Here is a 24,481-nt window from a genome sequence, read left to right on the forward strand (position 1 = left end):
CTATTCCCCAAATTGTCCAAACAGATTCAAATGCGTGGCGTTGTCTTAACGGAATCCGTGCGCTTTCAGGATTCAATAATTATTGCGGATTGCGACACGGTTAAGTGGAGGACTTCGGCGCGCGAATAGGCGTGCAACTCCGGTTCCACGCGGAGGTCCCGATGCAAGCGAGCTTAACGTCCGGTCAATGCTTTCGCGCAGACAATGTCGCGTCGGAGATGATCTCATGACCACCACGCGTCGCCCATCTGATCCCAAAGGCACCGGCTCGCTGAGCCTGTCGCATCCCGAGTCCGGCAGTCATCTCGCGCATTGGCCGCCGCCGACCATGAGTCGCGAGCTCAAGCCGATGCCGGTCAAGCATCGCAGCAGCGAACCGGTCAAGCACGCCACCCGCCGCGGCTGGCGGCTGACACGCGCGATGTTCGCCGAGTTCCAGGACGACGAAGGTTAGGCCGCCGAGTCCTGTTCACTTCTTTTGGCGCGACTTCGCGCTCCGGAAGCGCGCGGCCGCTCCCTCGCGTGTCGTCTGCGGGCTGCGCTCGAGTGCCAGCGCGTCCTCAGGCACGTCGCGCGTGATCACCGATCCCGAGCCGATATAAGCGCGCGCGCCGATATTGATCGGCGCGACCAGCGACGTGTTGGTGCCGATGAAAGCGCCCTCGCCGATCCTGGTCTTATGCTTGTTGAAGCCGTCATAATTGCAGGTGATGGTGCCGGCCCCGATGTTCGAATGGGCACCGACATGGGCGTCGCCGATATAGGACAAATGGTTGACCTTGACGCCCGCCTCCAGCACTGCGGCCTTGGCCTCGACGAAATTGCCGATCTTGGCGCCGTCGCCCATTGATGTGCCGGGCCGCAGCCGCGCGAACGGTCCCAGCAGGGTGTTGCGGCCGAGCGTCGACTGCACGAGATGCGAGAACGAATGGATGACGGCACCGTCGCCGATGGAGACGCCGGGACCGATCACGACGAATGGCTCGATCGTCACGTCCTTGCCGAACTTGGTGTCGGCCGCGAGATAGACGGTCTCTGGCGCAATCAAGGTCACGCCCGCGTCCATGGCCGCCTGCCGCAGACGGTTCTGCATCACGGCCTCGGCCTCGGCAAGCTGCGCCTTGGTGTTGATGCCGCGCACCTCGTCCTCCGAGGTCTCGATGACCGCCGCATCCAGCCCCTGCGCGCGTGCGATCGCCACCGCGTCGACCAGATAATACTCGCCCTTGCTGTTGGCGTTGCCGATCTTGTCCAGAATGGCCAGCGCATGACGGCCATCCATCGCCATCACCCCGGCATTGCACAGCGTGATCGCCCGCTCCGCCTCGGTCGCATCGGCCTGCTCGCGGATGGCGACCAGTTTGCTTCCGTCCATCAGCAGCCGTCCGTAACCGGTCGGATCGGCGGCGCGAAAGCCGAGCACGGCGAGCGCTGCGCCCTCGGCGAGTTGCGCGCGCAGCCGCGCAAAGGTCGCAGCCGTGATCAATGGCGTATCGCCAAAGGCAATCAACAGATCGTCGGCGCCGCGGGCAATCGCCTCGCGCGCGGCCAAGACCGCATGCGCGGTCCCCAGCCGCTCGCGCTGGATGAAAATGTCGACATCGGGTCGCAGGCGCTTGGCCTCCGTCTCGACCGCGGCGTGCTCCGGTCCGAGCACCACGGCGAGGCGGGCGCCGTCTCCACTCGGCGCCGCCGCCAGCACGTGGGCCAGCATCGATTCGCCGGCGACCGGGTGCAGCACCTTCGGCAGGCTCGCGCGCATCCGCGTGCCCTCACCCGCGGCAAGCACGATTGTGAGACTGGATCGAGCGGTCATTCAACACCTTGAATTGAGAGGCAAATCAGCACACGGCCACACCGCGTTGTCATAATGCGTTTTCTGCCCGCGGCAAACCTCCACCGACTGAAGCCTGCAGTGGTTTTCCTGTTAATGTTCGCCCGTGATTCGATTAAGGCAGGTTCATGGCTAAGGACTCCCACAATTCAGCCGCAGTTCGAGGAGTTGAGAAAACTGGCGGAAAGCTGTCCGGGTTGTTCGCGGACGAGAACGAGTTCGACCGCCGGACGCTGTGGCGGCTCGGCTGGTGGGGTGCGGGTGCCGTGGGAGCCGTCGGCCTGGCCATTTTCGCCAGTCAGACCGCGCAGGGCTGGCGTCGCGACCGGGTTTCGGCGGCCGATCTGTCGCGCCAGACTCAGCTGATCCAGTCACTCGCCAAGGAGACGCAAGGCGAAGCGCGCCAGCTTGCGGCGGCCATTGAGACGCTCAACACCGACCGCGACCGGCTCTATGCCCGGGTCACCGTGCTCGAGCAGGGCCTGGACTCCGTCACCGGCGCGCTTGCCAAACAGACGCCGCCCCAGGCCACGGCAAGCCCGCCCCCGAACAGCCGTAGCGCGCCGCCGCCGGCGGTCGCCGCTGTGGAGTCGCAGCCGCCATCGCCCTCGCCCAGTCCGGCATCGCCGAGCCCGCTGCCGGCCTATGCGAACATGTCGCCTTTCATGGCGGCGCCGACCACGGTTCCGGGAGCCGGGGTCGGACGCGCGGGCACGACCGCTTCGCCGGCGCCGGCGCCCTCGCCCGCGGCAACGCCCGCCACAGCCAGTTCGCCCGCGCCGGCCGCCGCCAAGCCACCTGACGCCGACAAGATCGCCAAGGCCGAGCCAGCGGATTCCGCCGGCCCAACCGACAGTTCGGACAGCGTCGCCACAGCTGTCCAGAAGACCGAATTCGCCGTCGATCTCGGCGGCGCGAATTCGATTGGCGGTCTGCGAACGATGTGGCGCGGCCTGAGCAAGACCAACGCCGATCTCGCCGCGCTGCGTCCGATCATCATCCTGAAAGAGGGCCAGTCTGGCCCCGGCATGCAGCTGCGGCTCGGGGCCGGCCCGCTCAGCGATGCGGCCGCGGCGGCCCGGATCTGCGCGACGCTGACAGAGCTGCAGCGCACCTGCGAAACCACGGTCTATGACGGCCAGCGGCTGTCGCTGCGCGATGAGCCGGACGGCTCCGACGCAGCCAAATCGGCCACACCGGCGCCGGCCGCCCAGAAGCCGCCGGCGCAACGCCGCCGCACGCTGCAGCCCCAGGCGCTGCAGCAACGCCATGGCAAGCGCGAGGAACCGCCTCCACCCCCGGCGGCGGCCGCGCCGGCACCTCCGCCCGAGGCGCCCAAGCCCGAGCAGCCCTCAGCGCTGTCGTCCTTCTTCCGCCGCTCCTGATCGAATTCACCTGCTCCGCGAAGCGCTTGGACCGGTCTGTGAAAGCAGCCCGGAAGCGCTTTGCGGCTTGTCCGCACGGCCGTTCCGCAGCATAGTCCGGCGCATGAAAAAGACCCCGTTCCGCCTCTCGCCCTATCAGGTGCAATGGCTCCTGATCGTTGGCTTCGTCACCGTCGGTTACGCCCTCTATCTGCGCTATCTCGCGATCGAGCTGTCGAGCGTCGCGCTCGCCTGCGACGCGGGTCTGCAGACCCTCGCCTGCAAGAGCCGGGCGGTGGCGACGACGCTGTTCAAGAATTCCGTGTTCGGCGCGACCGCGCTGGTGATCGCGGTCCTGCATGTGATGCGGCCGTCGATCGTGCTCTTGACCGGCGGGCTGATCGCCGCCGGCCTCGGCATCGTGCTCTACAATATCGTGCTGTCGGGGCTGGCGATCGGCCTGCTCATCCTCGGATTTGCACGGCCCGCGCCCGCCACAGCGTGACGGCGAGCGTCAGGTACATCGCGCAGGTCCACAGCGCCTGCCAATTGTCGCGCCCCTCATTGTAGATCACATAGACTGAGGAAATCGCGAGCAGGCCGGCGAAGCTCGCCTCCGCGATCGGCCGGCCGCCCTGCGCCGGGCGGTTGGCCAGCAGCATCGCGAACGGCACCACCGCCATGGTCAGGCTGGCGAACGGGAAGTCGCGGTAACGCGGATCGAACACGAAGCCGAGCGCGGTCTCGGCCGCGATCAGCACGGTCACGATCAGCACCAGGCCGAGCGCATAGGTGATCTTGAGCTGTTTGCGGCCGTCATTCGGCCCGAGCAGGTCGAGGAAGGTCGGCAGAGGCCGGCCAGCCATCGCCGCATTGGCCCCCAGGATCGGCGCCAGCACGCCGGCGGCAAGCAGCGCGCCCCATTGCAGCCAGCCGCCGAAGCCCAGGCTCTCATAAAACATCTTGTCCGCGGCCATGCCGAACAGCACGCCCGCCGTGGTCGCGGAGAGTCCGACCCCGATCCAGGCCGAGAGGTGCGGCGGCCAGGGCCGGCGCCGCACCGTCAGCCAGCCCGACAGGAACACCACAAAGGACAGGATCATGCCGGCCGCCATCTGCAGCTTCCACTGCGGATAGTTGCTGACCGGCTGGCCCGGCGGATATTTCAGCGCGCGCTGGTCGTCGCTGATCAGGCCCCAATAGCCGCCGACGGTGCCTTCGAGCTTGCGCTTCCAGGGCTGGTCATAGGCCTCGATCAGGTTGACGCGGAAATTCTCGCGCTTGGCCAAGGTCAGGATCTCCGACACCACGCGGGCCTGGTTGGCGCGCGACGGCAGCGCGCCCTCGCGCATGCGGCCCTCGCTCGGCCAGCCGGTCTCGCCGATCAGGATCTCCTTGCCGGGAAACGCCACGCCGACCTGCTGGCGGATGGTGTCGACATGGGCGGCGGCGAATTTCGCGCGCACCGGCATGTCCTCCCAATACGGCAGGATGTGAACCGTCACGAAATCGACGATGTCATAGAGTTCGCGGTTGCGCAGCCAGTATTCCCACACGTCGGCATAGGTGACGGGCACCGTGACCTGCGCCTTGACGCTGCGAATCGTCGCGGCGAGATCGGCGGTGGTCATCTCGCCGCGCAGCAGCACCTCATTGCCGACCACGGCCGACGTGATCACGCCCGGATAGCGCTTGATCAGGTCGACGGCGATGCCGATCTGCTGCTGGTTCTTCAGCTTGTTGGACCCGAGCCAGATGCCCTGGATGACCTTGATGCCGACGCGCGCCGCGATGCCCGGCACCTGGTCGAGCCCGTTCTCGATCGAATAGGTGCGCACGCAATCCGAGATTTTGGCGAGCTGGACCAGGTCCTGCTCGATCTGGTCGGCCTCGATATGCGTGGTCGGATCCAGCGGGCTCTGCTGACCGCGGAACGGCGCGTAGGAGACGCATTGAACTTTGGAATCGAGCTCGATGGGGGCGCGTGCGAGCACAATGGGCTTGGCGAGCCACCACCACATGGCGGCGATGACACCCAAGGAAATGAGCAGAAGCGCCAGCGGTGTACGAAGGGATTTCAGTTCCGTTCTCCAGGCAGGGTGGTGTCGATTACCCGGTCGGCGGCGATCTGCCAAGGGCTCTGCCGCACACGCGTCATCGGCCGCGTGCGGCGGCAACGGCGGCGTGGCATCAGCGGTGCTTTACGATGTGCGGCGAGAAAGTTGGGGCCTTGCTGGACAAAATCCGAGATTCCGGTCATTGGGACTCCCCGGATGCTCCGAGCGCCGCAACCGGATTTTAGGAACGCAATGCGATACTCGGAATCACTCTCCCGCCGCAATCGGGGCCGATTTGACCGGCATCAACACTGCGTCCGTCGCGGGACGGCATGAAGGCAACATTCGGGGAATTTATGGGTCGACGCGTGCTCCAGTCCAAGTTTTCGGTTTTGCGCTTGTCTGCGGCGGTGGGCCTCTCGGTCCTTGCCGGCCTGCCCGGCGCCTTCGCCCAGAGCGGCAGCGACCATCCTCAGGACCAAAAGCCGCAGGCGGCCAATCCGGCCGACGCCAAGGAGAACCAGCGCAAGGCCGACGAGTTCGGCGAGGCCGCCCAGGCGCTGAGCGGCGGCCCCGCCGGCAACCCCGAATGCGTCTGGCTCGGCCGCCGCGTCGTCCAGCTGATGTACCGCGACGACCTCGATACCGCCTTCCGCCACCTCGACCTGTATGACCGGTTCGGCTGCCCCGGCGGCCACGTCCAGGCCTCGTTCCGCTGCCTGACCCGGTTCATCGCCCAGATCGACGACAAGGTGGCGAATTCGCTGAACAACCACGTCCACACCTGCTGGATCAACCCGGACGCCAAGCCGCAGGTGGCCGCCGCCCCGGCACCGGCCGCGCCGCCGGCCCCGACGGGGTCGCAGCCGCAGGCCGCCCAGCCGGCCGCGCCGCAGGCCTCGCCGTCGCCGCAGCCTGCCAAGCCGTAATCTGCCAATCCGGAAGCGGACCCGCCTGCGCCGTCGCGGCGCAGCAACAGGTCTGCCACGCAAACGCCGCATCACCGCTGCAGTTGTCTAATGGCGCTGCAGCGTTATCGTGACGCGAGCGGCGTGAGTCCGACCGCCACCCGGTTCAGCCCTCGTTCAGCGATGAACGGGCCTAAATGGTGACCCCGGCGTGGTGCCATCGCAGACCCATGGCCGGTTCTCCGCTCGAAGCTGCGCTTCGTTGTCGTGCCTGGGCAGCACGCCGCGAGGTGCCGCGGCGCGACGCCGGCCGCCGATCGCGCCGTCGCTGTCGCTGCTCCCTCCTCTCCCGCCCGCCATGGTGTCCTGACCGATGCGCGTGATCGCAGCCGTCATCCTGTTCGTCGCCGCCGCGCATGCCGCGCTGTGGGGCCTGTTGCAGCAGAAGCAGAGCGCGCCCGACTTCACCGGCATGCTGCCGAGCGTGTCCTACGCGCCGTTCGAGGGCACCGACCATCCCGACGTCGACAACATTCCCAATGCCGAGCGCATCCGCAGCGACCTGAAGAAGCTCGCCACCATCACCCGCGCGATCCGGCTGTATTCGTCGACCGGCGGCGTCGAGCTGGTGCCGCCGATCGCCGCCGAAGTCGGCCTGAAGGTCACGCTCGGCGTCTGGATCGACAAGAACGAGGACCGCAACAAGCGCGAGATCGCGGCCGCGATCCAGCTCGCCCGCCGCAACAGCAACGTCATCGGCGTCGTCGTCGGCAACGAGACGCTGTACCGCGGCGAGCTCAAGCCGGACGAGCTGATCGGCTACATCAAGATGGTCAAGAAGTCGGTCACCGTGCCCGTGACCACCGGCGAGATCTGGAACCTGTGGCGCGATTATCCGCAGCTCGCCTCCAATGTCGACTTCATCGCCGCGCACGTGCTGCCCTATTGGGAGTTCTTCAACCACACCCAGGCCGTCGACCAGGCGGTCGACCGCTACCAGCTGCTGCGCGAAAAATTCCCCGGCAAGCGCATCGTCATCGCCGAGTTCGGCTGGCCGAGCGAGGGCTACAACCGCGGCATTGCCGATCCCGGCCCGTTCCAGCAGGCCTGGGTGCTGCGCAATTTCGTCACCCGCGCCGAGGCCATCGGCATGGAGTACAACATCGTCGAGGGCATCGATCAGCCCTGGAAGTTCTTCGAGGGCGGCGTCGGTCCCTATTGGGGCGTGCTGAACGCCGCGCGCGAGGTCAAGTTCGCCTGGACCGGCCCGATCGTGAACCCGGACTACTGGAAGCTCGCGGCCATCGCGCTCCTTGTCGGCGTGCTGTTGTCGCTGCCGCTGGTGCGGCTGCGCCAGCCGACGGTGCTGCAGGCGCTGGTGCTGGCGATCACCGCGCATGGCGTCGGCGCCTGGGTCTCCAACGTCTTCGCCTATTGGAACGTGCATTATTTCGTCTGGGGCTCCGCCTTCGCGCTGACGCTGGGCCTGACGCTGCTGGTTCCGCTGATCCTGATCGCGATGGCCCGCATCGAGGAGATCGCCGCGATCGCCTTCGGCCGGGCGCCGCGTCGCCTGCTCACCCGCGACAAGGCCGCGCGCGCCCGCGCCGCCGCGCCGGACTATTGCCCGAAGGTCTCGATCCATGTGCCGGCCTATTTCGAGCCGGTCGAGATGATGAAGCAGACCCTGGATGCGCTGGCCCGGCTCGACTACCCGAACTACGAGGTCGTCGTCATCATCAACAACACGCCGGATCCGGCGTTCTGGCAGCCGATCCAGGATCACTGCCGCATGCTCGGCGAGCGCTTCAAGTTCATCAATGCCGAGAAGGTCAAGGGCTTCAAGGCCGGCGCGCTGCGCATCGCCATGGAGCGCACCGCGGTCGATGCCGAGATCATCGGCATCATCGACGCCGACTATGTGGTGACGCCGGACTGGCTGAAGGACCTCGTGCCGGCCTTCGCCGACCCCGCCGTCGGCCTGGTGCAGGCGCCGCAGGAGCATCGCGACGAGGACCTGTCGCTGATGCACTACATCATGAACGGCGAATATGCCGGCTTCTTCGACATCGGCATGGTCCAGCGCAACGAGGAGAACGCGATCATCGTGCACGGCACGATGTGCCTGATCCGCCGCGCGGCGATGGACATGGCCGGCGGCTGGTCGAGCGACACGATCTGCGAGGACACCGATCTCGGCCTCGCGATCCAGGAACTCGGCTGGCAGACCCACTACACCGCCACCCGCTACGGCGCCGGGCTGCTGCCCGACACCTATGAGGCGTTCAAGAAGCAGCGCCATCGCTGGGCCTATGGCGGCTTCCAGATCGTCAAGAAGCATTGGCGCCGCTTCCTGCCCGGCCGCAGCCGGCTCACGGCCGACCAGAAGCGCGAATTCTCGCTCGGCTGGCTCAACTGGCTCGGCGCCGAGAGCCTCGGCGTCGTGGTCGCGATCCTGAACCTGATCTGGGTGCCGATCGTCGCCTTTGCCGGCATCGCCATTCCCGACAAGATCCTGACCATCCCGATCATCGCCGCCTTCGTGGTCTCGCTCGCCCACTTCTTGATCCTCTACCGGCTGCGCGTCGCGGTGAAGCCGTGGCAGATGCTGGGCGCGATGATCGCGGCGATGAGCGTGCAATGGACCGTCAGCCGCGCCGTGGCGCAGGGCCTGATCACCGAGCACCTGGCGTTCGCCCGGACGTCCAAGGGCGGCCTGTCGCGGATGTCGATCGAGTTCCAGGCGTTCTGGGAGGCCGTCATCGGCGCCCTGCTGCTGATCGGCGCCACCATCCTGATCATGACCAACTATTTGGCGATCACCGAGCTCTACATCTTCGCCGCGGTCCTGATCCTGGAGAGCCTGCCCTTCCTCTCGGCGGTGGCGATCGCCGTGCTGGAGATGTCGCGCATCAACTCCTTCGAGTTCTGGCGCCACGCCACCGTCCGCACCGCCGAACTGATCGGCCTGCGCCCGGTCTGGGTGCCCGAGCTGGCCGGCCCCGGCATGCAGCCGGCCGCGCTGAGCGCGGCGCCGACCAAGGCGGTGGAGAAGGTCTGAAGCCCCTCCGCGCGCCGCCGCCTGCGTCGGGACGAGCCGAAGATCAGGAGGTCGTGCCGAGCCGCGGCGCGGCCTCGGGCAGCTCGCCGCGCCCATTGCCGACAGCCGGCGACGCGCGCCGGCCGGCGACCAGGCCGCGCCAGGCGCGCGCAGCCTGCGCCAGGCTCGCCCCGGGCATGCGCAACGGCCTGTCCACGAGGTGGTAGGCCAGCGCCGCCGCGGCCAGCGAGATGGCGACCTGGGTGATGCCGTAGTTCAGGTTCGGATGCGCCTTGAACAGCGAGCTGCTGACCACGAACAGCACGGGGTAATGCAGGATGTACAGCGGGAAGCTGATCTCGCCGAGATAGTCGAACACAGCGGCGACGCGGCCGCCGACATCCCCGATGCGGTAGAAGACCAGCATCAAGGTGCCGATCCAGGCGACGCCATTCACGGCCGCTGAGCTGACATTGGTCACGTCGAAGAACCTGGCCTGGGTCGCGACCGAGGCCAGGCCGGCGATGCCGAGCGAGACGAGATAGCGGCGGTTGCCGGCGTTCGTATAGGCGACCCAGCCCGCCAGCCAGGCCCAGAGCATCACGATGCCCGTCAGCCAATAGGAGTTGCGGCCCGCGACATATTCGTCGCGGATCAGCGGCCATGCCACGAACAGCAGGCCGGACACGATCATGATGCCCGGAATGTAACGCCGTCCCTCGATCTTCCGGAACAGCGGCGCGAGCAGATAGTACACCGCCTCGATCGAGAGCGACCATGCGGGGTAAAGAAACCCGATCATGATCGGAAAGAACGCCTCGAGCAGGAAGATGCAGCCGATGAACTGCCACACGCTCGGCGGCACCGCCGGCGTGCCATACCCGCCGGACAGGCCGAGCACGGACCAGCCGAACCATCCGATCAGGACCGCCAGCGCATTCAACGGGAAGATGCGCAGCAGGCGCCGGCGGAAGTAGCCGGCGGGCCGTGTCGCGATCGAATGATGAATGCTGAAGCCGGAGATCACGAAGAAGCACATCACGGCCATCAGGCCGCTCCGCGTGAGGACGGGAATGGCGCGGTCGGCCGGCCCGAAATTATAGGTGTGATCGAACAGCACCCACATCGCCAGCAGGAACCGGAGGGCCCCGAGCACAGGCCAGAATCCGCGAGGGGGCACATTCATGTCGTTTCCTCTGCCGACAGCCGGGCGGCAATGGGCGCCGGTTCACCGGACTCGGAAACACACAGTAACCTTCAGAAACACATCTACCGGCGGTAGCATGATGGGTCATCACACCGTTTCGGAGGGCCCGCCCCTGTTTTGACCCCGCTGTGGCGCGCAGGCCACAGCGTGAGGCCTCGGTGTGGTGGCGGCTCGCCGCCGACGGCCGCGCCGCGTCCCGCTGGAGGCGGCCGCCGTCAGAGCGTGCGGGCATGCGAAGACGGCCGGCTAACCGCCTTCAAAGCCGAGCAAATCCGGCCGTCCGCCTGTGGGTTGGCACGCGCGCCTATTGACCGAAACCGGCGCGCCCCCTACACAGCCGGAGCGACAGCAACGCGGCCCATGGCCGGGGTTTCGACGCCCCGATTTTGCGCCGCAGTGAACCACGGCGACGTCCTCCGCGTTCTCATGGTATCCTGCCGACGATCCGGACAGTGACGGCCCACGCCGCCACACCGCTTCCTTGGAAGCGAGCGCGTAGCTCAGCCGGTAGAGCACGTGACTTTTAATCACGGGGTCCTGGGTTCGAGCCCCAGCGCGCTCACCAAACAAATCAAGCACTTAGCAAGGTCCGGGGTCTGAAACTCTTGGAGGCTTTCAGGCTCCGGGGCAACACGGGGACAACGTTTCGGCGCTTAGAGCACCTTCAGCCCGTAAAGCAGATGCCAAACCCAATGCATGCGCGTCTCTGTTCGATCAAGGCAGGTGTCGCGGTCAATCCGCTGTTGGGGGGCCTTGGCATCGAACTGCGTGCAGAAGCCCACGGAGTTGGCGTAGCGGTAGTTCTCCAGCCGCACTACAGCCGCGCCCATCCACACGACCGCAGCCGTTAGGGTCGCTATGATCACGACCGGCAAGACCTTCATGACTCCCCCGTATGCAGCGCAATCCGAACTCGAAGCACTCGCGCGCGTGTTCTGACAGCCGGAGGCCTAAGCTGCAAGGCGATCCAGCTTACAGCCCAAGCTCTACGTCCATTGCCCGCCACGCTTTCTTGCACGCGACTTCCTCCACATACGCGCGGCGATAGTACGCGCGGCCTCCATCCCTGGCAGGCTTGGCGATCTCGCCGGCCTCAATCTTCCGGTAGAGCATGGCGCGGGAGACGTCCAGATATTCGCAGACTGCCTTGACGTTCATGAATGGTGACTGCATCGGGCGGGGTCCTTTCAGCTCTGCATGACTAGGTCGCGGTGCTTCGCGAGCACTTTGGGACATGGCCCATCGTCACGTCCCCTGCGCTCTTTACGCACCGTGCGTCTCTGTCTCATCCTGTCTCAAGTCTATAGGCCACAGGCTTTCACGGCTGCAAGGAATAGTCGGACCTGCTCCGCGAACGCTCTCACGCCCTTTGCGAATTCATATTCTCTTCGGTAGAGTACTTACGATTCTGCAAGGAAATGAAGATGCAACACAACTCCAGCTTTGCTGTCGCTATGGCCATCCTACTATCAGCCGGCACATATGCCGCCTATGGCCAGACGGCCTCCGAAAGGTACACGGTTCAAGAGCGTTGCGGGAAGCGGGCCGAAGAGGTGTTCAAGAGGGATTACTCGCCCAACACACAGAATACCGCCGAAGGCCAATGGACCTTCAGCTACGAGAACCACTACAATGAGAGATTGAATAAGTGCTTCGTGCTCTACACGGGAACGCTGACAAGCCCCGGCATCTTCAGGACGCAATTAACACTGACTGACATCAACGAAAACCGGGAGTATGGGCAATACATAGCCGCCACCAAAGCCCGCCCGTTAGTTCACTGCATCGTCGGCGAGGCCCGCTGCTCGTCTGAAGTGGAATGGCGTCGGCTTGCGAAGCCTTTCATGGAAGAATAGGCTGGACGGCTAAGCGCCGCAGCCCTCTACTCTGCCAGACTGAGTGAACTACTAGAAGATCGCAGCGAGGATTTTCCGCACCACCTCGATAGCCCCCCAAGCGGCGCCCGCTATGACAGCGAAGTCTTTGCAGGTGTCGGCAATGTTCTTGACGATAGGCCGGGCCCGGTGGGTAAGGTCCGAGAGCCGCACATAACCTGCTTTGATCTGTCCAACTAACCCTTCGAGCTCGGCCGCAATGGCGCGCTTCTCATTGACAGGTATTGGCAGCTCGTTGGCGTTCTGGTCTTTGACAAGCTCGTTCCTGATAGTTTCAAGCTCTTTCGCTAAGGAGGAAAAAAGCTCCTGATTGTCGGCCGTACTAACGCATCTGTCAGCCGCCGGAACCTGCCGCAAATCAAGCAAGGGGACCAACGCGGCTAGCGTTGCCTCTGGCATCTCGTAATTTGCGACAACTCTATCGAGCATCCGCGGCGCGGCGTTTATCAGCACCGCAACGCCTAGCTTTGTTAATTCTACACGCGCGCTAGCCGGAATTAAATTGGACTCCATGTCGACCAAACCTCTGTCGTGCAGGGATCGCAGCTCTTCCCAGTCGACTTTATCCTGCAAGATTTTCTCAAGCACATCTTTGTAGTCAGACACCTTAGTTCTGGCCCAGTCCGAGGCGTCCAGCGCGATCATCAATTGCGCGTAAAGCCTTTCGTCAACGTCGTTCGCAATATCGAAAAACACCGGACAGCCCCGAGCCGTTTGTACGTGGCCGCAACTTACCACCTCGCCAGCATCCTGCCTAACGATTCGAGTTCTCGCGGCAAGCCTGTCCCACTTCACGGCTGCCCGTTGACACAGGTGCCGGCAACGGCTTGGCTGCAGGCTCCATAGCTCGCATCCGATACCCGATAGGAACTCCGCGCGAGTGGATCGCCAGCGGGCACCGCACCTGCTCTGTCCAGTGTATGGCGCCGCGCTGCGACCACGTCGTGAATGTGGTGCTGTCGCGGCTGCCGCCTGATTGGCCGTGGCCTCGCGTCTACGGCGCGATACGCTGCGAGGCGTGCGGCAGGCGTGGCGTGGTCAACATCACGCCGAACTGGCACGACGCAGAGCCGGACAGCCTACGGCCCCGTTAGGCCGCGGCCTTCCGAACCGGCCATCCCAGATTAAACCGCCGCATCGGCTTCTTCGGCCAAGTACGATCAACCTGATCGCGGTTCATATGAATGTCTGATACCCTGAACTCTCTTGGCTGCCCGGACGCAACCCCGAGCGCGCAACGTCTGTCGCGCATGAAGGCCAGATAGTCGATATGGCGGAACGCCCAGGACCCACGATCAACGGTGTCTAGCGGGTAAAAGCGCAGGTCCATCGAATTGCAATCGCGTCGGCCCCAAGTGTCAATTGCGCCAAGCAACGCCTTCTCTCGAATATCCAACAGCGCGTCACTGACCTTCTGTGGGTTGTCGTAATCAAACAGGCGGTCGGCGGACACGCCAACTATCTGGCAGACGACCTCCTCAAGCGCCATGTCCGGCAATACTTTACGCTTGCTGTCCCGCTCGCGCTCGGCCTCGTAGAAGCCAATGCAGGCAGTCACGAACATCAAGAACACCGCCAGCCCCCACCACACTTGCGACGGGATACCGAGCGGCGACCCGAGCAAGCCCGACGACACCGCGAGGGCGCTCATTGCGACACCTAGAAGCGACCGCCAATTCAGTACGGCGCGCTTGACGCTGATTATTACATGCTTCGTCATACGGTCCCCGTTGACCTGTTAGCGACGCACGTACTACTAGCATGATGGCACCGACTCCCTGCAGTCCTGCCGAGGCTTTTCCCTTGTTATTTCCTGATCACGACTTCGCGAGCGATCTGCTGCGGCTGATCGCGCAGCCACTCAAACACTTCGGCGAGCGTCATCGTCCGCTCGAAGGGCGCTTCTGCGGGGTGGTCGCTGCTGAACTGTAAGACAAACGACTGTTCGCCTGTCCGGCTAACAGCCTCCACGCACGTAAAGCCGTCCAGCTCGAAGGTGCGAGTTGCAATCCGCGTCATGTCTGTTGTCCCTGGTGATCTGCGAGTCCCGCATGATTGCGGTCAATAATGCTGTCGTGTATAGCCGTCACCACGTCAGCTTACAGACCTCACAGGCTGACAGCCCCGAACGACGAAAAGCCCCCGCAGCGCTGTCACATGCTGCGGGGCTGATGGTCTGTCAGTGCTTCGAGAACAGCGCCTCTGCAGCTTCCCTGGCCTGCTCTGCGGCCGTAGTTCGTTGCGGCTTGAATCGCTGCCACGCTGCGTCACCTGCACGTCCGCCCATCGCAGTGCGGACAGCGCTACGGCCTGCGGCCTGCACGACCACGCCCGTCAATTCGTCAGCGATGTAGCGGCGCGCAACAGACGCGGCGGCTAGCTCGCCGAGCAGATGCGTGGGCGTGGCTTCAACGATTTCGAGCGCTTCGGCCCGCGTCGTAGCCTTCGCCAGCGCCGCGATGAGCGGCACCAGCGCGTTGCGCGTATCGGCGAGCAGACGCCTCAAGGCCTCTCAGCCTGATCGCCGCGGCCGTCTCTGCTACACGCGCGCTCATGCCCGTGACGCTCTCCCAATTCCTCGCGTTCACGCGCGCATCGGCAATCGCCTTGCGGTAGGCAAGCTCGGCCTCGTCTTCGATGCGCTGGCGCTCTGCGATGGCTCCCTCGTATGCTCGTGCAACGTCGCTCGCCAATCCGAGTGCGTCGGCGCTGTCGGCTGCGAGAACAACCGCGATTAGTTCGGTCATGTGTGATGCTCCTGAGTAGTTACGGCCGCCACGTCGTGAAGCAACGGCCTGGGAATGTAGTGGTGATTAGTCGCGACCGATGGTGCCGATGATGTATCCTGCGCGCACCAGACGAACCGCGCTCGCAGCGGTGAGCGCCCAATAAGCAATCGGTGCAATAGCTTCCATGGTTCTTTGTCCCCCTGTTAGTCTGATAGTTTTGTCAGCCTGCGAGCTTCGCGGTGCGGTGCTCCAAGGCCCAATACCGAAGCGCCCGGAAAGCATCGCCGCCCCGAAGCGCGGCGTCATTGTTGCCGCAGACACTCGCCGATGCGCCGGCCCTGGAAAAAGGTGCCATCTGCGCTGACGTTCGATGATCTCCCACAGCTCGGCGTCTGCGAGGCGCGGGTCTTTTGACGCCTCGTAATTGAGGGCCAACGCCTCGACGGGATCAAGCTTGAAGATTGCGGCGCCACGCTCGGAGCCGATCAGCGTTACGGCCGAAGCGGCTTCGTCAGCACGCTCCACGCGCTTGGCCTCCGTCTCCACATTGATGATGGTGACGGATTGGACTGCAGCGAACAGCTCCGAGGCGTGATCGAGCAGCCGGGCCACGTACTCGCGCGCGTCGCTCTCGAATTCGGTGTAGACTGTCAGGCTAGGTTCTGTACTCATAAATGGATTCCGTTAGCTGACGAACAGTGATTCACTCCCCTTAGGTGATTTGGGGGTAGACATGGCGCGGTTTGACCTGAGCGATCGAGAATGGGCTTTGATCAAGCCCTTGCTGCCGAATAAGCCACGCGGTGTCGGTCGGGTCGACGACCGGCGGGTTCTCAACGGCATCTTCTATGTGCTGCGGACAGGCTCGCCCTGGCGAGATCTTCCGGAACGCTATGGCCCTTACACGACGGTCTATAATCGCTTTAACCGCTGGGCCAAGGCAGGTGTTTGGGTCCAAATTTTCGAGGTGTTGGCAGCACGCTCGCCGCAGTCGATGGCGCTGATCGACAGTTCTATCGTCCGCGCCCATCAGCACGCCGCTGGGGGTAAAAAGGGGGCGAGGATCACGCCATTGGCCGTTCTCGTGGAGGACTGAGCACCAAGATCAATGCGGTCGTCGACGAGAACGGACTGCCGGTCCGGTATTACGGTGACCGTGCACTTAAACCTGCGCGTCGCTGCACCGAAAATGACCTGCATGACCGCCGGCAAGCCCGGCTGTGGACTGCCCTAAGCGGTCGCCCTGCCGCGGCGTGCGTCACCGCGTTGCTGCTCCAGCTTGCGGCCCGCAAGCTTATTATTGATTCATCGCGGAATTTCCGCACGCTGTCAGACTGATTTCTGTAGACGCCTCAATACGCTCACCCCTGTCCAGTCCCACCTCCAAAAATATTCTCCTTCCATTTTTCCGAATTTTATGATTGACTGCCTCCATCCCGTGCTCCTCGAGAGGGGCGCTTCGCGATCGTCACGGACGTTGGGTGCGGGGAGCGGTGGCCGCGGGCCTGTTGCAGCGCGCTGATGTGCGCGGACGAACGGCAGGTCGCGGACGTGAAATCGCGTGGTCCTGGCGCCCCGAAGCTGGCGCCAAGTCCTGGGGGTGATGATCCCCGAGGGCGACGGTGGCTACCAAGCCGGACACCGGGGAGATCGCGTATAAGCGTGAAGACCATCGCGCGGGGAATGCCGGAGGCCGGCTGAACCTGTGGTGACTGCCGCCTGCTTTCCTTGTTGCAGGCGGGCCATGGGTTGCGGCCTGCAGCCCGGCATTCCCCGCGCCCTCTGTCCGATGGGGGCGAACGCGATCAAAGCTCGGGCGCGGGAGGCGTCGCGGTGACGAATGAACGCGTCCGCGCGATCCATCGCAGTATCATGGGTTTGAGATGGCCGGCTTGATCCCGCCTCACGGACTCACCGACCGGTCTGCGAACCGGGCGACCGCGCCAGCCGCATCGGTGGGGCGGCGCGCATGCAATCCGGGGTGGGCGGCTTTTAACGATATCGACGGCCGGACGTCTCCGGCCCCGTCCCGCCGGCCCCGCACCTGTTGCGGACGATCCGGAGTATCGCTAGACTTCACGAGTATTTGATTGATTCATTAGGACATTCCCGATGGCCGACATTGCCTCACCGATCGTGATCAGTGCGCCGGTTGGCTCTGTGATCAACATGGCGGACTACATCTCGCAGCTGTTCTCGGGTGCGAGCTACGCCGGATATTATTTCTACGACGGCTCGATCGACGAAAGCCAGTTCGGCTATTGGGGCAGCGCCCGGATCAACAGCCGCTTCGCCTATAACGGCACGGCCGAGCCGGTCGACACCGCCTTCTACGTCCCTGCGGCGCAGCTCAACAACCTGCAGCTCGTCGTCGGCAACGAGATCGAGCCCAGCATCTACTGCTACGCGGCGTTCGGCCCGGGCTACGGCTCGTACATGAAGATCAGCATCGTGCCGACGCTGTACAACGACCCGACGCCGAACGCGATCACCGGCGACGACGTCGTCGCCGCCGCCAGGACCTATCTGCAGCTCTACCAGGGCTCCGCCAGCCCCAATGGCTGCCACTCGATCGCGTCGGACTACGCTGCGGCCGCCGGCGCGCCGCTGCCGGCGATGTCGGGGTCGCTGACCCCGTCGCAGAATCTCGATGGCGGGCTGTGGAGCGCGATCTTCAAGGGCGACGTCACCCCCGACCCGAACTGGCAGAACCGCCTGCAGCCGGGCGACATCGTCCGCTTCGACTATGCCGATCCGAGCAAGTCGCAGCACACCTTCACGGTGATGAGCGTGGCCAATGGCAAGGTCGATACGATCGACAATTGGAACGCCGCGCTCGGCGAGCACCAGACCGATTTCAGCCAGCTCGCCAATGCCTCAACGGTCACGATCTACCGCATCACCGACCAGTATTATCACCTCTCGGGAACGGTGAATGACGACCTCCTGATCGGCAGCGTCAAGAACGATGCCATCGATGGCGGCGCCGGCAATGACACCATCTATGGCGGCGTCGGCAACGACATTCTCAACGGCCAGGCCGGCAACGACATCCTCCGCGGCGGCGAAGGCGGCGACGTCATCAATGGCGGCGACGGCATCGACACCCTGTTCGGCAATCAAGGCGGCGACCGCTTCGTGTTCGACCAGGCGATCCTGGCATCCAACACCGGCGTCAATTCCGACCTGATCCAGGATTTCAACCGCGGCAATGCCGGCGTCTACAGTGCCGCCGAGGGCGACACGATGGACCTGAGCGCCCTGCTCTCCTGGGGCGTCCATGCCGGCCAGACCGCCGATCATCTCGTTCGCGTCGTCGAGGACCAGAGCGGCGCCTTCGCCGACGTCCAGATGGACAGCGACGGCCTGAATGGCGGCGTGCACTGGACCACCATCGCCCATGTCGCCGGCACACACCAATCCGAGACATTCCGCTTCCTGCTCGACGCCGGCGTGAGCGCCAGCACCGGCGTCCAGGGCGATTATGGCCTGACCGGCGATTTCGACGGCGACGGCAAGGCCGATATCCTCTGGCGCAACGACAGCGGCACCCTGGCGCAATGGCAAATGAACGCCGCCCAGGTGATGGCCGGCCCGCAGCTCGGCTCCGTCCCGGACAACAGCTGGCACGTCGTCGGCGTCGCCGACTTCAATGGCGACGGCAAGAGCGACCTGTTGTGGCGCAACGACAGCGGCGCGCTCGCCGAATGGATGATGAACGGATCGCAGATCGTCTCCGGACCAGGCATCGCCTCCTCGCCCGACAAGAGCTGGAACGTCGCCGGCACCGCTGATTTCGACGGCGACGGCAAGGCCGACATCCTCTGGCGCAACGACAGCGGCGGGCTGGCGCTGTGGACGATGAACGGCGCGCAGGTGCTGTCCGGGCCGAACATCGGCTCGTCACCCGATCCGAGCTGGCACATCGTCGGCGTCGATGATTTCGGCGGCGACGGCAAGGCCGATATTCTCTGGCGCAACGACAATGGCACGCTCGCGGAATGGTCGATGAACGGATCGCAGATCCTGGCCGGGCCTGCGATCGGCTCGGTGCCCGACCTGTCCTGGCACGTCGTCGCCACCGGCGATTTCAACGGCGACGGCAAGGCTGACATTCTCTGGCGCAATGACAGCGGCACGCTGGCCGAATGGCAAATGAACAATGGCCAGATCCTGGCCGGCCCGCAGATCGCCTCCACCCCCGACCTGTCCTGGCATGTCATCGGCACCGGCGATTTCAACGGCGACCACAAGACCGACATTCTCTGGCGCAACGACAGCGGCACCTTGGCGGAATGGACCATGGACGGCGCCCAGGTGCTGGCCGGCCCGCAGATCGGCTCGATCCCTGACGCCACATGGAAGACGGTCGCCCACCATTATGATTTCGTCTGATGGCCGATCGTGTTGGACAGCGGCTCGCCCCTTCCGCAACCGGAGCAAGCATCGCGAAGCCACGCAAACATCTCACAGGAGGTGGCCTTCTGATGAGTGGCCCGCTAAGCTGCTGATCGCGCGGTCCGCTGATGCCAGGTCGGCCATATCGGTTCAGGACCGCAGACGTGGAGGGGCTGCATGTCGATACGCAAGGTGGATTTGAACGGCGACGGGATTTCCGACCTGATCCTGCAGGACGAGACCACCGGCGACGTGACGACGCTGCTGATGCAGAACGGCGCGCCGGTCAGCACGATCACCTATCATGTCGCGGAGACTTATCCCTCGACCTACAAGATCACGGGCTTCGGCGATTTCGACGGTTCAGGCACCACCGATGTGCTGTTCCACAGCCTCAGCAACGATATCGCGATCGATTGGCTGACCGGCGCGAATGGCGTCGTCGTGGGCAACCCAAGTTATAATTGGATGCGGACCGGCTATGACGTCGTCGGCACCGGCGACTATTCCGCCGATGGAAACTCCGATCTGCTGTGGCGCGGGGAGACCGACGGCCAGCTGATGATGTGGCAGATGAACAGCTCCTACATCAAGGCCTACACGCCGCTGGGACAAATCCCCACCAGCTACAGTATCGTCGACGGCGCCAGCGATTTCACCGGCGACGGCAAGTCGGACATCCTGTTCCGCGGCATGGATGACGGCCAGACCACGCTGTGGGCGATGAACGGCAGCGAGATCACCCAGCGCATCGACTTCGGCAAGATCCCGACCTCCGTGAGCCTCCTCGATACCAAGGCCGATCTCAACGCCGACGGCACCCACGACCTCCTCTGGTACGATCACGACAGCGGCAACGTCGTCGAATGGCTGATGCATGACGGCCATCCGACGGTCAGTATCATCGGCAACGTCTCCCCCTCCGCCCATGCGACCCTGATCAGCGCCGACGGCGACTATAATGGCGACGGGATCTCCGACCTGCTGTGGAATGTCGGCGGCAATCTCGTGACGTGGACGATGAACATCCAGGGCGGCATCTTCTCGGTCGACTATGTTCACGACAGCAATGGCAATCAGGTGCTGCTCGGCGCCACGCAGATCGTGGAAGATGCCGTCGACACCTTCGACGGCAGCGGCCGCAGCAGCCTCGTGATCCGCGACACCAGCACCGGCGCCGTGCAGGTCCTGTCCATGCTGGGACCGACGGCAACGAACGTCACCACCATCAATGCCGGCCCGAACAGCACGGTCGCCAATGGCGCCGGCTCGGGGGTGGTCATCAACGCGGACCAGTCTCACGCCTATTATGGAACCGACGGCAGCGACACATTCGTGATCCAGTCCGGCGGCGCGACGGTGACCGGCGGCGCCGGCGACAACCTGTTTCACGTCTCCGGCTTCAATTGGGGCGCGACGATCACCGACTTCAAGCCCAATGCCGATCAGCTGGTGCTGGATCACACCGCCTTCATCAATGCCGTCGGCGCGCCGGTCTACGATCCCGGCGTGGTGTCGTTCACGTCAGGCACCGCGGGCCCCGAGGTGGGCGATGCGCGCTACCAGTTCTATTACCAGACCACGACCGGCCAACTCTGGTATGCCGAGCCGTTCGGCTCGGTCGCCAACCAATATGAGCTGATCGCGACGCTGCAGAACCACCCGACCTTGTCGAGCCATGACATCCTGCTGGCCTGAGCGCGGAGGCCATGCCGCAATAAGCGAAACCCGCCTGGCGCGGTCTGCACCAGGCGGGTTTCTTGAAATTGCGATCGACCAGGCCGATCTCAGCTGAACTGGTTCATCGTGTTGTGCGCGCCGCCGGCCTTCAGCGCCTTCTCGCCGGCGAAATATTCCTTGTGGTCGTCGCCGATGTCGGAGCCGGCCATGTTCTGATGCTTGACGCAGGCGATGCCCTGGCGGATCTCGGCGCGCTGGACGTTCTTGACGTAGCCCAGCATGCCCTGCTCGCCGAAATATTCGCGGGCGAGGTTATCGGTCGAGAGCGCCGCGGTGTGGTAGGTCGGCAGGGTGATGAGGTGGTGGAAGATGCCGGCGCGCTTGGCCGAATCCGCCTGGAAGGTGCGGATGCGCTCGTCGGCTTCCTTCGCCAGCGGGGTGTCGTCATACTCCGCCTTCATCAGCTCGGCGCGGTTGTAGCGGCTGACGTCCTGGCCCGCCTCCTTCATCGCGTCATAGACCTGCCAACGGAAGTTGAGGGTCCAGTTGAACGACGGCGAATTGTTGTAGGCGAGCTTGGCGTTCGGGATCACCTTGCGGATACGGTCGACCATCTTGGCGATCTGCTCGATATGCGGCTTCTCGGTCTCGATCCACAGGAGGTCGGCGCCGTTCTGCAGCGAGGTGATGCAGTCGAGCACGCAACGGTCCTCACCGGTGCCGGGACGGAACTGGTAGAGGTTGGAGGGCAGCCGCTTCGGACGCAGCATCTTGCCGTCGCGGTTGATGATCACATCGCCGTTGCGGGCGTTCCCGGGCGTCACTTCCTCGCAATCGAGGAAGCTGTTGTACTGGTCGCCGAGATCGCCCGGCTGGCTCGAAAAGGCAATCTGCTGCGTGAGGCCGGCGCCGAGCGAGTCGGTGCGGGTGACGATGATGCCGTCCTCGACGCCGAGCTCCAGGAAGGCGTGGCGGCAGGCGCGGATCTTGGCCAGGAACACGTCATGCGGCACGGTGACCTTGCCGTCCTGATGGCCGCACTGCTTCTCGTCCGAGACCTGGTTCTCGATCTGCAGCGCGCAGGCGCCCGCCTCGATCATCTTCTTGGCCAAGAGATAGGTCGCCTCGGCATTGCCGAAGCCGGCGTCGATGTCGGCGATCACCGGGACGACGTGGGTCTGGAAACCGTCGATCCTGGCGATGATCTCCGTCTCCTTCGCCTTGTCGCCGGCCTTGCGGGCCGCGTCGAGGCTGCGGAACAGATCATTGAGCTCGCGCGAGTCGGCCTGGCGCAGGAAGGTGTAGAGTTCCTCGATCAGCGCGGGCACCGAGGTCTTCTCGTGCATCGACTGGTCCGGCAGCGGGCCGAATTCCGAGCGCAGCGCCGCGATCATCCAGCCCGAGAGATAGAGGTACCGGCGGTCGGTCTTGCCGAAATGCTTCTTGATCGAGATCAGCTTCTGCTGCGCGATGAAGCCGTGCCAGCAGCCGAGCGACTGGGTGTACTTGGTGCTGTCCTCGTCATAGGCGGCCATGTCGGCGCGCATCACCGCCGCGGTGTAGCGGGCCACGTCGAGACCGGTCTTGAAGCGGTTCTGCAGGCGCATGCGCGCCACGGCCTCGGCGGTGACGCCGTTCCATGTCGGGTGGGTTTCGAGCAGCGCGCGCGCCGCCTCGACCTCGGCCTGGTAGGACGCGGGGCCCTGGAGAGCTTGGTCGTTCAATCCACGCGGTTGAAAGTTCATGTCCGTGATCCCTTGGTTAAGGACAACCTGGGACCTGTTGTAAGCGCTCGCCGCGAGCGGACCAGACATTGCGCGGAAAACTTGTCACACTTTACAAATCTCTCGTGTATAGCTGTAAGGAGATTACAGTCACGAGACGACAGGCCATGACCACCACCACTGCGCGCTCGATCTTCATGGGCCCGCGCCTGCGCCGCCTCCGGCGCGAGCTCGGCCTCACCCAGGCCGACATGGCCGCGGACCTTGAAATATCAGCACCTTACGTGGCGCTCCTGGAGCGGAACCAGAGGCCGGTAACCGCCGACATGCTGCTGCGGCTCGCCCGGACCTACAAGATCGACCTCGCCGATCTCGCTGGCGACGGCGGCGCAGACCATACCGCGCGGATGCAGTCGATCCTCAAGGACCCGATGTTTTCGGACATCGACATCCCCGCCCTGGAGATCTCCGACCTCGCCGTCAGCTATCCCGGCATGACCGAGGCCTTCCTGCGGCTCTATACGGCCTATCGCGAGGAGCAGCTGGCGCTGGCCGAGCAGCGCGCGCCGGTGCCCGCCGGCAGCGCATCCGGGCCGGGAGTGGATGGTTTCGACGCCAACGATCCCGTCGCCGAGGTGCGACGGTTCCTGGCGGCACGCCGCAACAATTTCGCCCAGCTCGACGACGCCGCCGAGCGGCTGGCGCAGACGATGGTCCAGGGCTCGGCGACCGGCTCGGCGCAGGTCTCGGCCAGCCCTTCGGGCTTCATCGAGCGGTTTCGCACGCGGCATAATCTGCAGGTCCGCTACATGCCGCCGAACGTGATGCTCGGCTCGCTACGACGGCTCGATCTGCACCGGCGGCAATTGCTGATCGAGGACTCGCTCGACAGCGCGAGCCTGAAGTTCGAGCTGGCACGGCAGCTCGCTTATCTCGAGCTCGACAATGAGATCGGCACAGCGCTGGAGGACGGCAAGTTCGCCAGCAAGACCGCGGAGCTCCTGGCGCGCCGTGCGCTCGCGGCCTACGCCGCGGCGGCGATCATCATGCCCTACTCGATCTTCGCCAAAGCCGTCGATACCAGGGCCTACGACCTCGAGGCGCTGGCGCGGCAGTTCGGCACCAGCTTCGAACAGACCGCGCACCGCGTCACGACCTTGCAGAAGCCGGGCGCCGAAAAGATCCCGTTCTTCCTGATCCGCGTCGATCCCGCCGGCAACGTCTCGAAACTGCTCGACGGCGCCGGCTTTCCGTTCGCACGTCATGGCGGCGCCTGCCCGCTGTGGTCCGTGCACGGCATCTTCAAGACGCCGCGCCAGATCGTGACGCAATGGCTGGAACTGCCGGACGGCCGCCGCTTCTTCTCGATCGCGCGCACGGTGACCGCCGGCGGCGGCTCCTATGGCGCCGTCCGCGTCGAGCGCGCGATTGCGGTGGGCTGCGCGGCCGAGCATGCCGGCCAGTTGATCTACACCCGCGACGGCCACGGCCCGCGCGCCGACGAACCGACCCCGATCGGCACCGCCTGCCGGGTCTGCCACCGGCCGAAATGCGCGGCACGTTCGGCGCCGCCGATCGGCCGCGAGATCCTGCCCGACGATTTCCGCACCTCGTCGATCCCGTTCGGCTTCTCGGCGGATTGAGA

At 64.7% G+C, this 24,481-nt stretch carries 21 protein-coding genes, 1 tRNA gene and 1 pseudogene; 11 read left to right on the plus strand and 12 right to left on the minus strand.

Features of this window, described 5'->3' with window-relative positions; genetic code table 11:
- Window positions 1–226 precede the first annotated feature (226 nt).
- Entirely contained in the window at window positions 227–454 is a 228-nt protein-coding gene (locus BBTA_RS19520; protein WP_012044229.1) for a hypothetical protein, read from the plus strand.
- 15 nt (window positions 455–469) lie between these two features.
- On the opposite strand, the gene glmU is transcribed toward BBTA_RS19520, so the two are convergent.
- Window positions 470–1,816 carry a bifunctional UDP-N-acetylglucosamine diphosphorylase/glucosamine-1-phosphate N-acetyltransferase GlmU gene (gene glmU / locus BBTA_RS19525; protein ID WP_041750769.1) on the minus strand — a complete coding sequence of 449 codons (1,347 nt, stop codon included), beginning with the start codon at window positions 1,814–1,816 and terminating at the stop codon, window positions 470–472.
- A gap of 146 nt (window positions 1,817–1,962) precedes the next feature.
- Here glmU and BBTA_RS19530 point away from each other — a divergent pair, with 146 nt between their 5' ends.
- Window positions 1,963–3,219, plus strand: a complete 1,257-nt coding sequence (locus tag BBTA_RS19530; protein WP_041750770.1) for a hypothetical protein — start codon at window positions 1,963–1,965, stop codon at window positions 3,217–3,219.
- Window positions 3,220–3,322: 103 nt separating this feature from the next.
- Window positions 3,323–3,703, plus strand: coding sequence for a hypothetical protein (locus BBTA_RS19535; RefSeq protein ID WP_008963041.1), 381 nt, complete (start codon window positions 3,323–3,325; stop codon window positions 3,701–3,703).
- Here the strand turns inward: BBTA_RS19535 and BBTA_RS19540 are convergent.
- Together BBTA_RS19540 and BBTA_RS40155 are read right to left on the minus strand one after the other, a co-directional pair.
- Window positions 3,663–5,219, minus strand: coding sequence for a beta-1,6-glucan synthase (locus BBTA_RS19540; RefSeq protein WP_041750771.1), 1,557 nt, complete (start codon window positions 5,217–5,219; stop codon window positions 3,663–3,665). The genes BBTA_RS19535 and BBTA_RS19540 overlap by 41 nt on opposite strands.
- A gap of 56 nt (window positions 5,220–5,275) precedes the next feature.
- The gene (locus BBTA_RS40155) at window positions 5,276–5,458 is read right to left on the minus strand and encodes a hypothetical protein (RefSeq protein WP_148221476.1); all 183 of its coding nucleotides are present in this window, start codon (window positions 5,456–5,458) and stop codon (window positions 5,276–5,278) included.
- 153 nt (window positions 5,459–5,611) lie between these two features.
- On the opposite strand from BBTA_RS40155, the gene BBTA_RS19545 reads away from it, so the two are divergent.
- Both BBTA_RS19545 and BBTA_RS19550 read left to right on the plus strand, forming a co-directional pair.
- Entirely contained in the window at window positions 5,612–6,184 is a 573-nt protein-coding gene (locus BBTA_RS19545) for a hypothetical protein (protein ID WP_012044233.1), read from the plus strand.
- A gap of 352 nt (window positions 6,185–6,536) precedes the next feature.
- Window positions 6,537–9,224: a glycosyltransferase gene (locus BBTA_RS19550; protein WP_012044234.1), complete on the plus strand. Its 2,688-nt coding sequence runs from the start codon at window positions 6,537–6,539 to the stop codon at window positions 9,222–9,224.
- 43 nt (window positions 9,225–9,267) lie between these two features.
- On the opposite strand, the gene BBTA_RS19555 is transcribed toward BBTA_RS19550, so the two are convergent.
- Window positions 9,268–10,389 carry an acyltransferase gene (locus tag BBTA_RS19555; RefSeq protein WP_012044235.1) on the minus strand — a complete coding sequence of 374 codons (1,122 nt, stop codon included), beginning with the start codon at window positions 10,387–10,389 and terminating at the stop codon, window positions 9,268–9,270.
- 510 nt (window positions 10,390–10,899) lie between these two features.
- Here BBTA_RS19555 and BBTA_RS19560 point away from each other — a divergent pair.
- Window positions 10,900–10,975: transfer RNA gene (locus BBTA_RS19560), tRNA-Lys, on the plus strand.
- Window positions 10,976–11,063: 88 nt separating this feature from the next.
- Here the strand turns inward: BBTA_RS19560 and BBTA_RS19565 are convergent.
- Both BBTA_RS19565 and BBTA_RS19570 read right to left on the minus strand, forming a co-directional pair.
- Complete coding sequence (locus BBTA_RS19565) at window positions 11,064–11,294, minus strand: hypothetical protein (protein WP_012044236.1); 231 nt, start codon at window positions 11,292–11,294, stop codon at window positions 11,064–11,066.
- Window positions 11,295–11,382: 88 nt separating this feature from the next.
- Window positions 11,383–11,568: an AlpA family transcriptional regulator gene (locus tag BBTA_RS19570; RefSeq protein ID WP_012044237.1), complete on the minus strand. Its 186-nt coding sequence runs from the start codon at window positions 11,566–11,568 to the stop codon at window positions 11,383–11,385.
- 266 nt (window positions 11,569–11,834) lie between these two features.
- On the opposite strand from BBTA_RS19570, the gene BBTA_RS19575 reads away from it, so the two are divergent.
- Window positions 11,835–12,266, plus strand: coding sequence for a hypothetical protein (locus BBTA_RS19575; protein ID WP_148221477.1), 432 nt, complete (start codon window positions 11,835–11,837; stop codon window positions 12,264–12,266).
- Between the two features lie 51 nt (window positions 12,267–12,317).
- On the opposite strand, the gene BBTA_RS19580 is transcribed toward BBTA_RS19575, so the two are convergent.
- From BBTA_RS19580 to BBTA_RS19600, 5 genes are all read right to left on the minus strand, one after another.
- Window positions 12,318–13,001, minus strand: coding sequence for a hypothetical protein (locus BBTA_RS19580; RefSeq protein ID WP_012044239.1), 684 nt, complete (start codon window positions 12,999–13,001; stop codon window positions 12,318–12,320).
- Window positions 13,002–13,395: 394 nt separating this feature from the next.
- Complete coding sequence (locus BBTA_RS19585; protein ID WP_148221478.1) at window positions 13,396–13,956, minus strand: hypothetical protein; 561 nt, start codon at window positions 13,954–13,956, stop codon at window positions 13,396–13,398.
- A 155-nt stretch (window positions 13,957–14,111) separates the two neighbouring features.
- The gene (locus BBTA_RS19590; protein ID WP_041750773.1) at window positions 14,112–14,324 is read right to left on the minus strand and encodes a hypothetical protein; all 213 of its coding nucleotides are present in this window, start codon (window positions 14,322–14,324) and stop codon (window positions 14,112–14,114) included.
- Window positions 14,325–14,484: 160 nt separating this feature from the next.
- Window positions 14,485–14,811, minus strand: coding sequence for a hypothetical protein (locus tag BBTA_RS19595; protein WP_041750774.1), 327 nt, complete (start codon window positions 14,809–14,811; stop codon window positions 14,485–14,487).
- A 307-nt stretch (window positions 14,812–15,118) separates the two neighbouring features.
- Complete coding sequence (locus BBTA_RS19600) at window positions 15,119–15,706, minus strand: hypothetical protein (RefSeq protein ID WP_012044243.1); 588 nt, start codon at window positions 15,704–15,706, stop codon at window positions 15,119–15,121.
- Window positions 15,707–15,767: 61 nt separating this feature from the next.
- Between BBTA_RS19600 and BBTA_RS41835 the strand changes: the two are divergent.
- The 3 genes and pseudogenes from BBTA_RS41835 to BBTA_RS19615 all read left to right on the plus strand — a co-directional run.
- A pseudogene (locus BBTA_RS41835) lies at window positions 15,768–16,177 on the plus strand (IS5 family transposase); the annotation flags it as partial.
- 969 nt (window positions 16,178–17,146) lie between these two features.
- Entirely contained in the window at window positions 17,147–19,429 is a 2,283-nt protein-coding gene (locus BBTA_RS41740) for an FG-GAP-like repeat-containing protein (protein ID WP_012044244.1), read from the plus strand.
- 180 nt (window positions 19,430–19,609) lie between these two features.
- On the plus strand, window positions 19,610–21,130 hold the full coding sequence (locus BBTA_RS19615; RefSeq protein WP_012044245.1) for a VCBS repeat-containing protein: 1,521 nt from the start codon (window positions 19,610–19,612) through the stop codon (window positions 21,128–21,130).
- A gap of 89 nt (window positions 21,131–21,219) precedes the next feature.
- Here BBTA_RS19615 and BBTA_RS19620 read toward each other — a convergent pair whose 3' ends face one another.
- A complete protein-coding gene (locus tag BBTA_RS19620) occupies window positions 21,220–22,857 on the minus strand; it encodes an isocitrate lyase (RefSeq protein WP_012044246.1) in 1,638 nt (545 codons plus the stop codon).
- Between the two features lie 146 nt (window positions 22,858–23,003).
- Here BBTA_RS19620 and BBTA_RS19625 point away from each other — a divergent pair, with 146 nt between their 5' ends.
- Window positions 23,004–24,479 carry a short-chain fatty acyl-CoA regulator family protein gene (locus BBTA_RS19625; RefSeq protein ID WP_012044247.1) on the plus strand — a complete coding sequence of 492 codons (1,476 nt, stop codon included), beginning with the start codon at window positions 23,004–23,006 and terminating at the stop codon, window positions 24,477–24,479.
- Window positions 24,480–24,481 lie beyond the last annotated feature (2 nt).

Source organism: Bradyrhizobium sp. BTAi1, from assembly GCF_000015165.1.
Classification (GTDB): domain Bacteria; phylum Pseudomonadota; class Alphaproteobacteria; order Rhizobiales; family Xanthobacteraceae; genus Bradyrhizobium; species Bradyrhizobium denitrificans.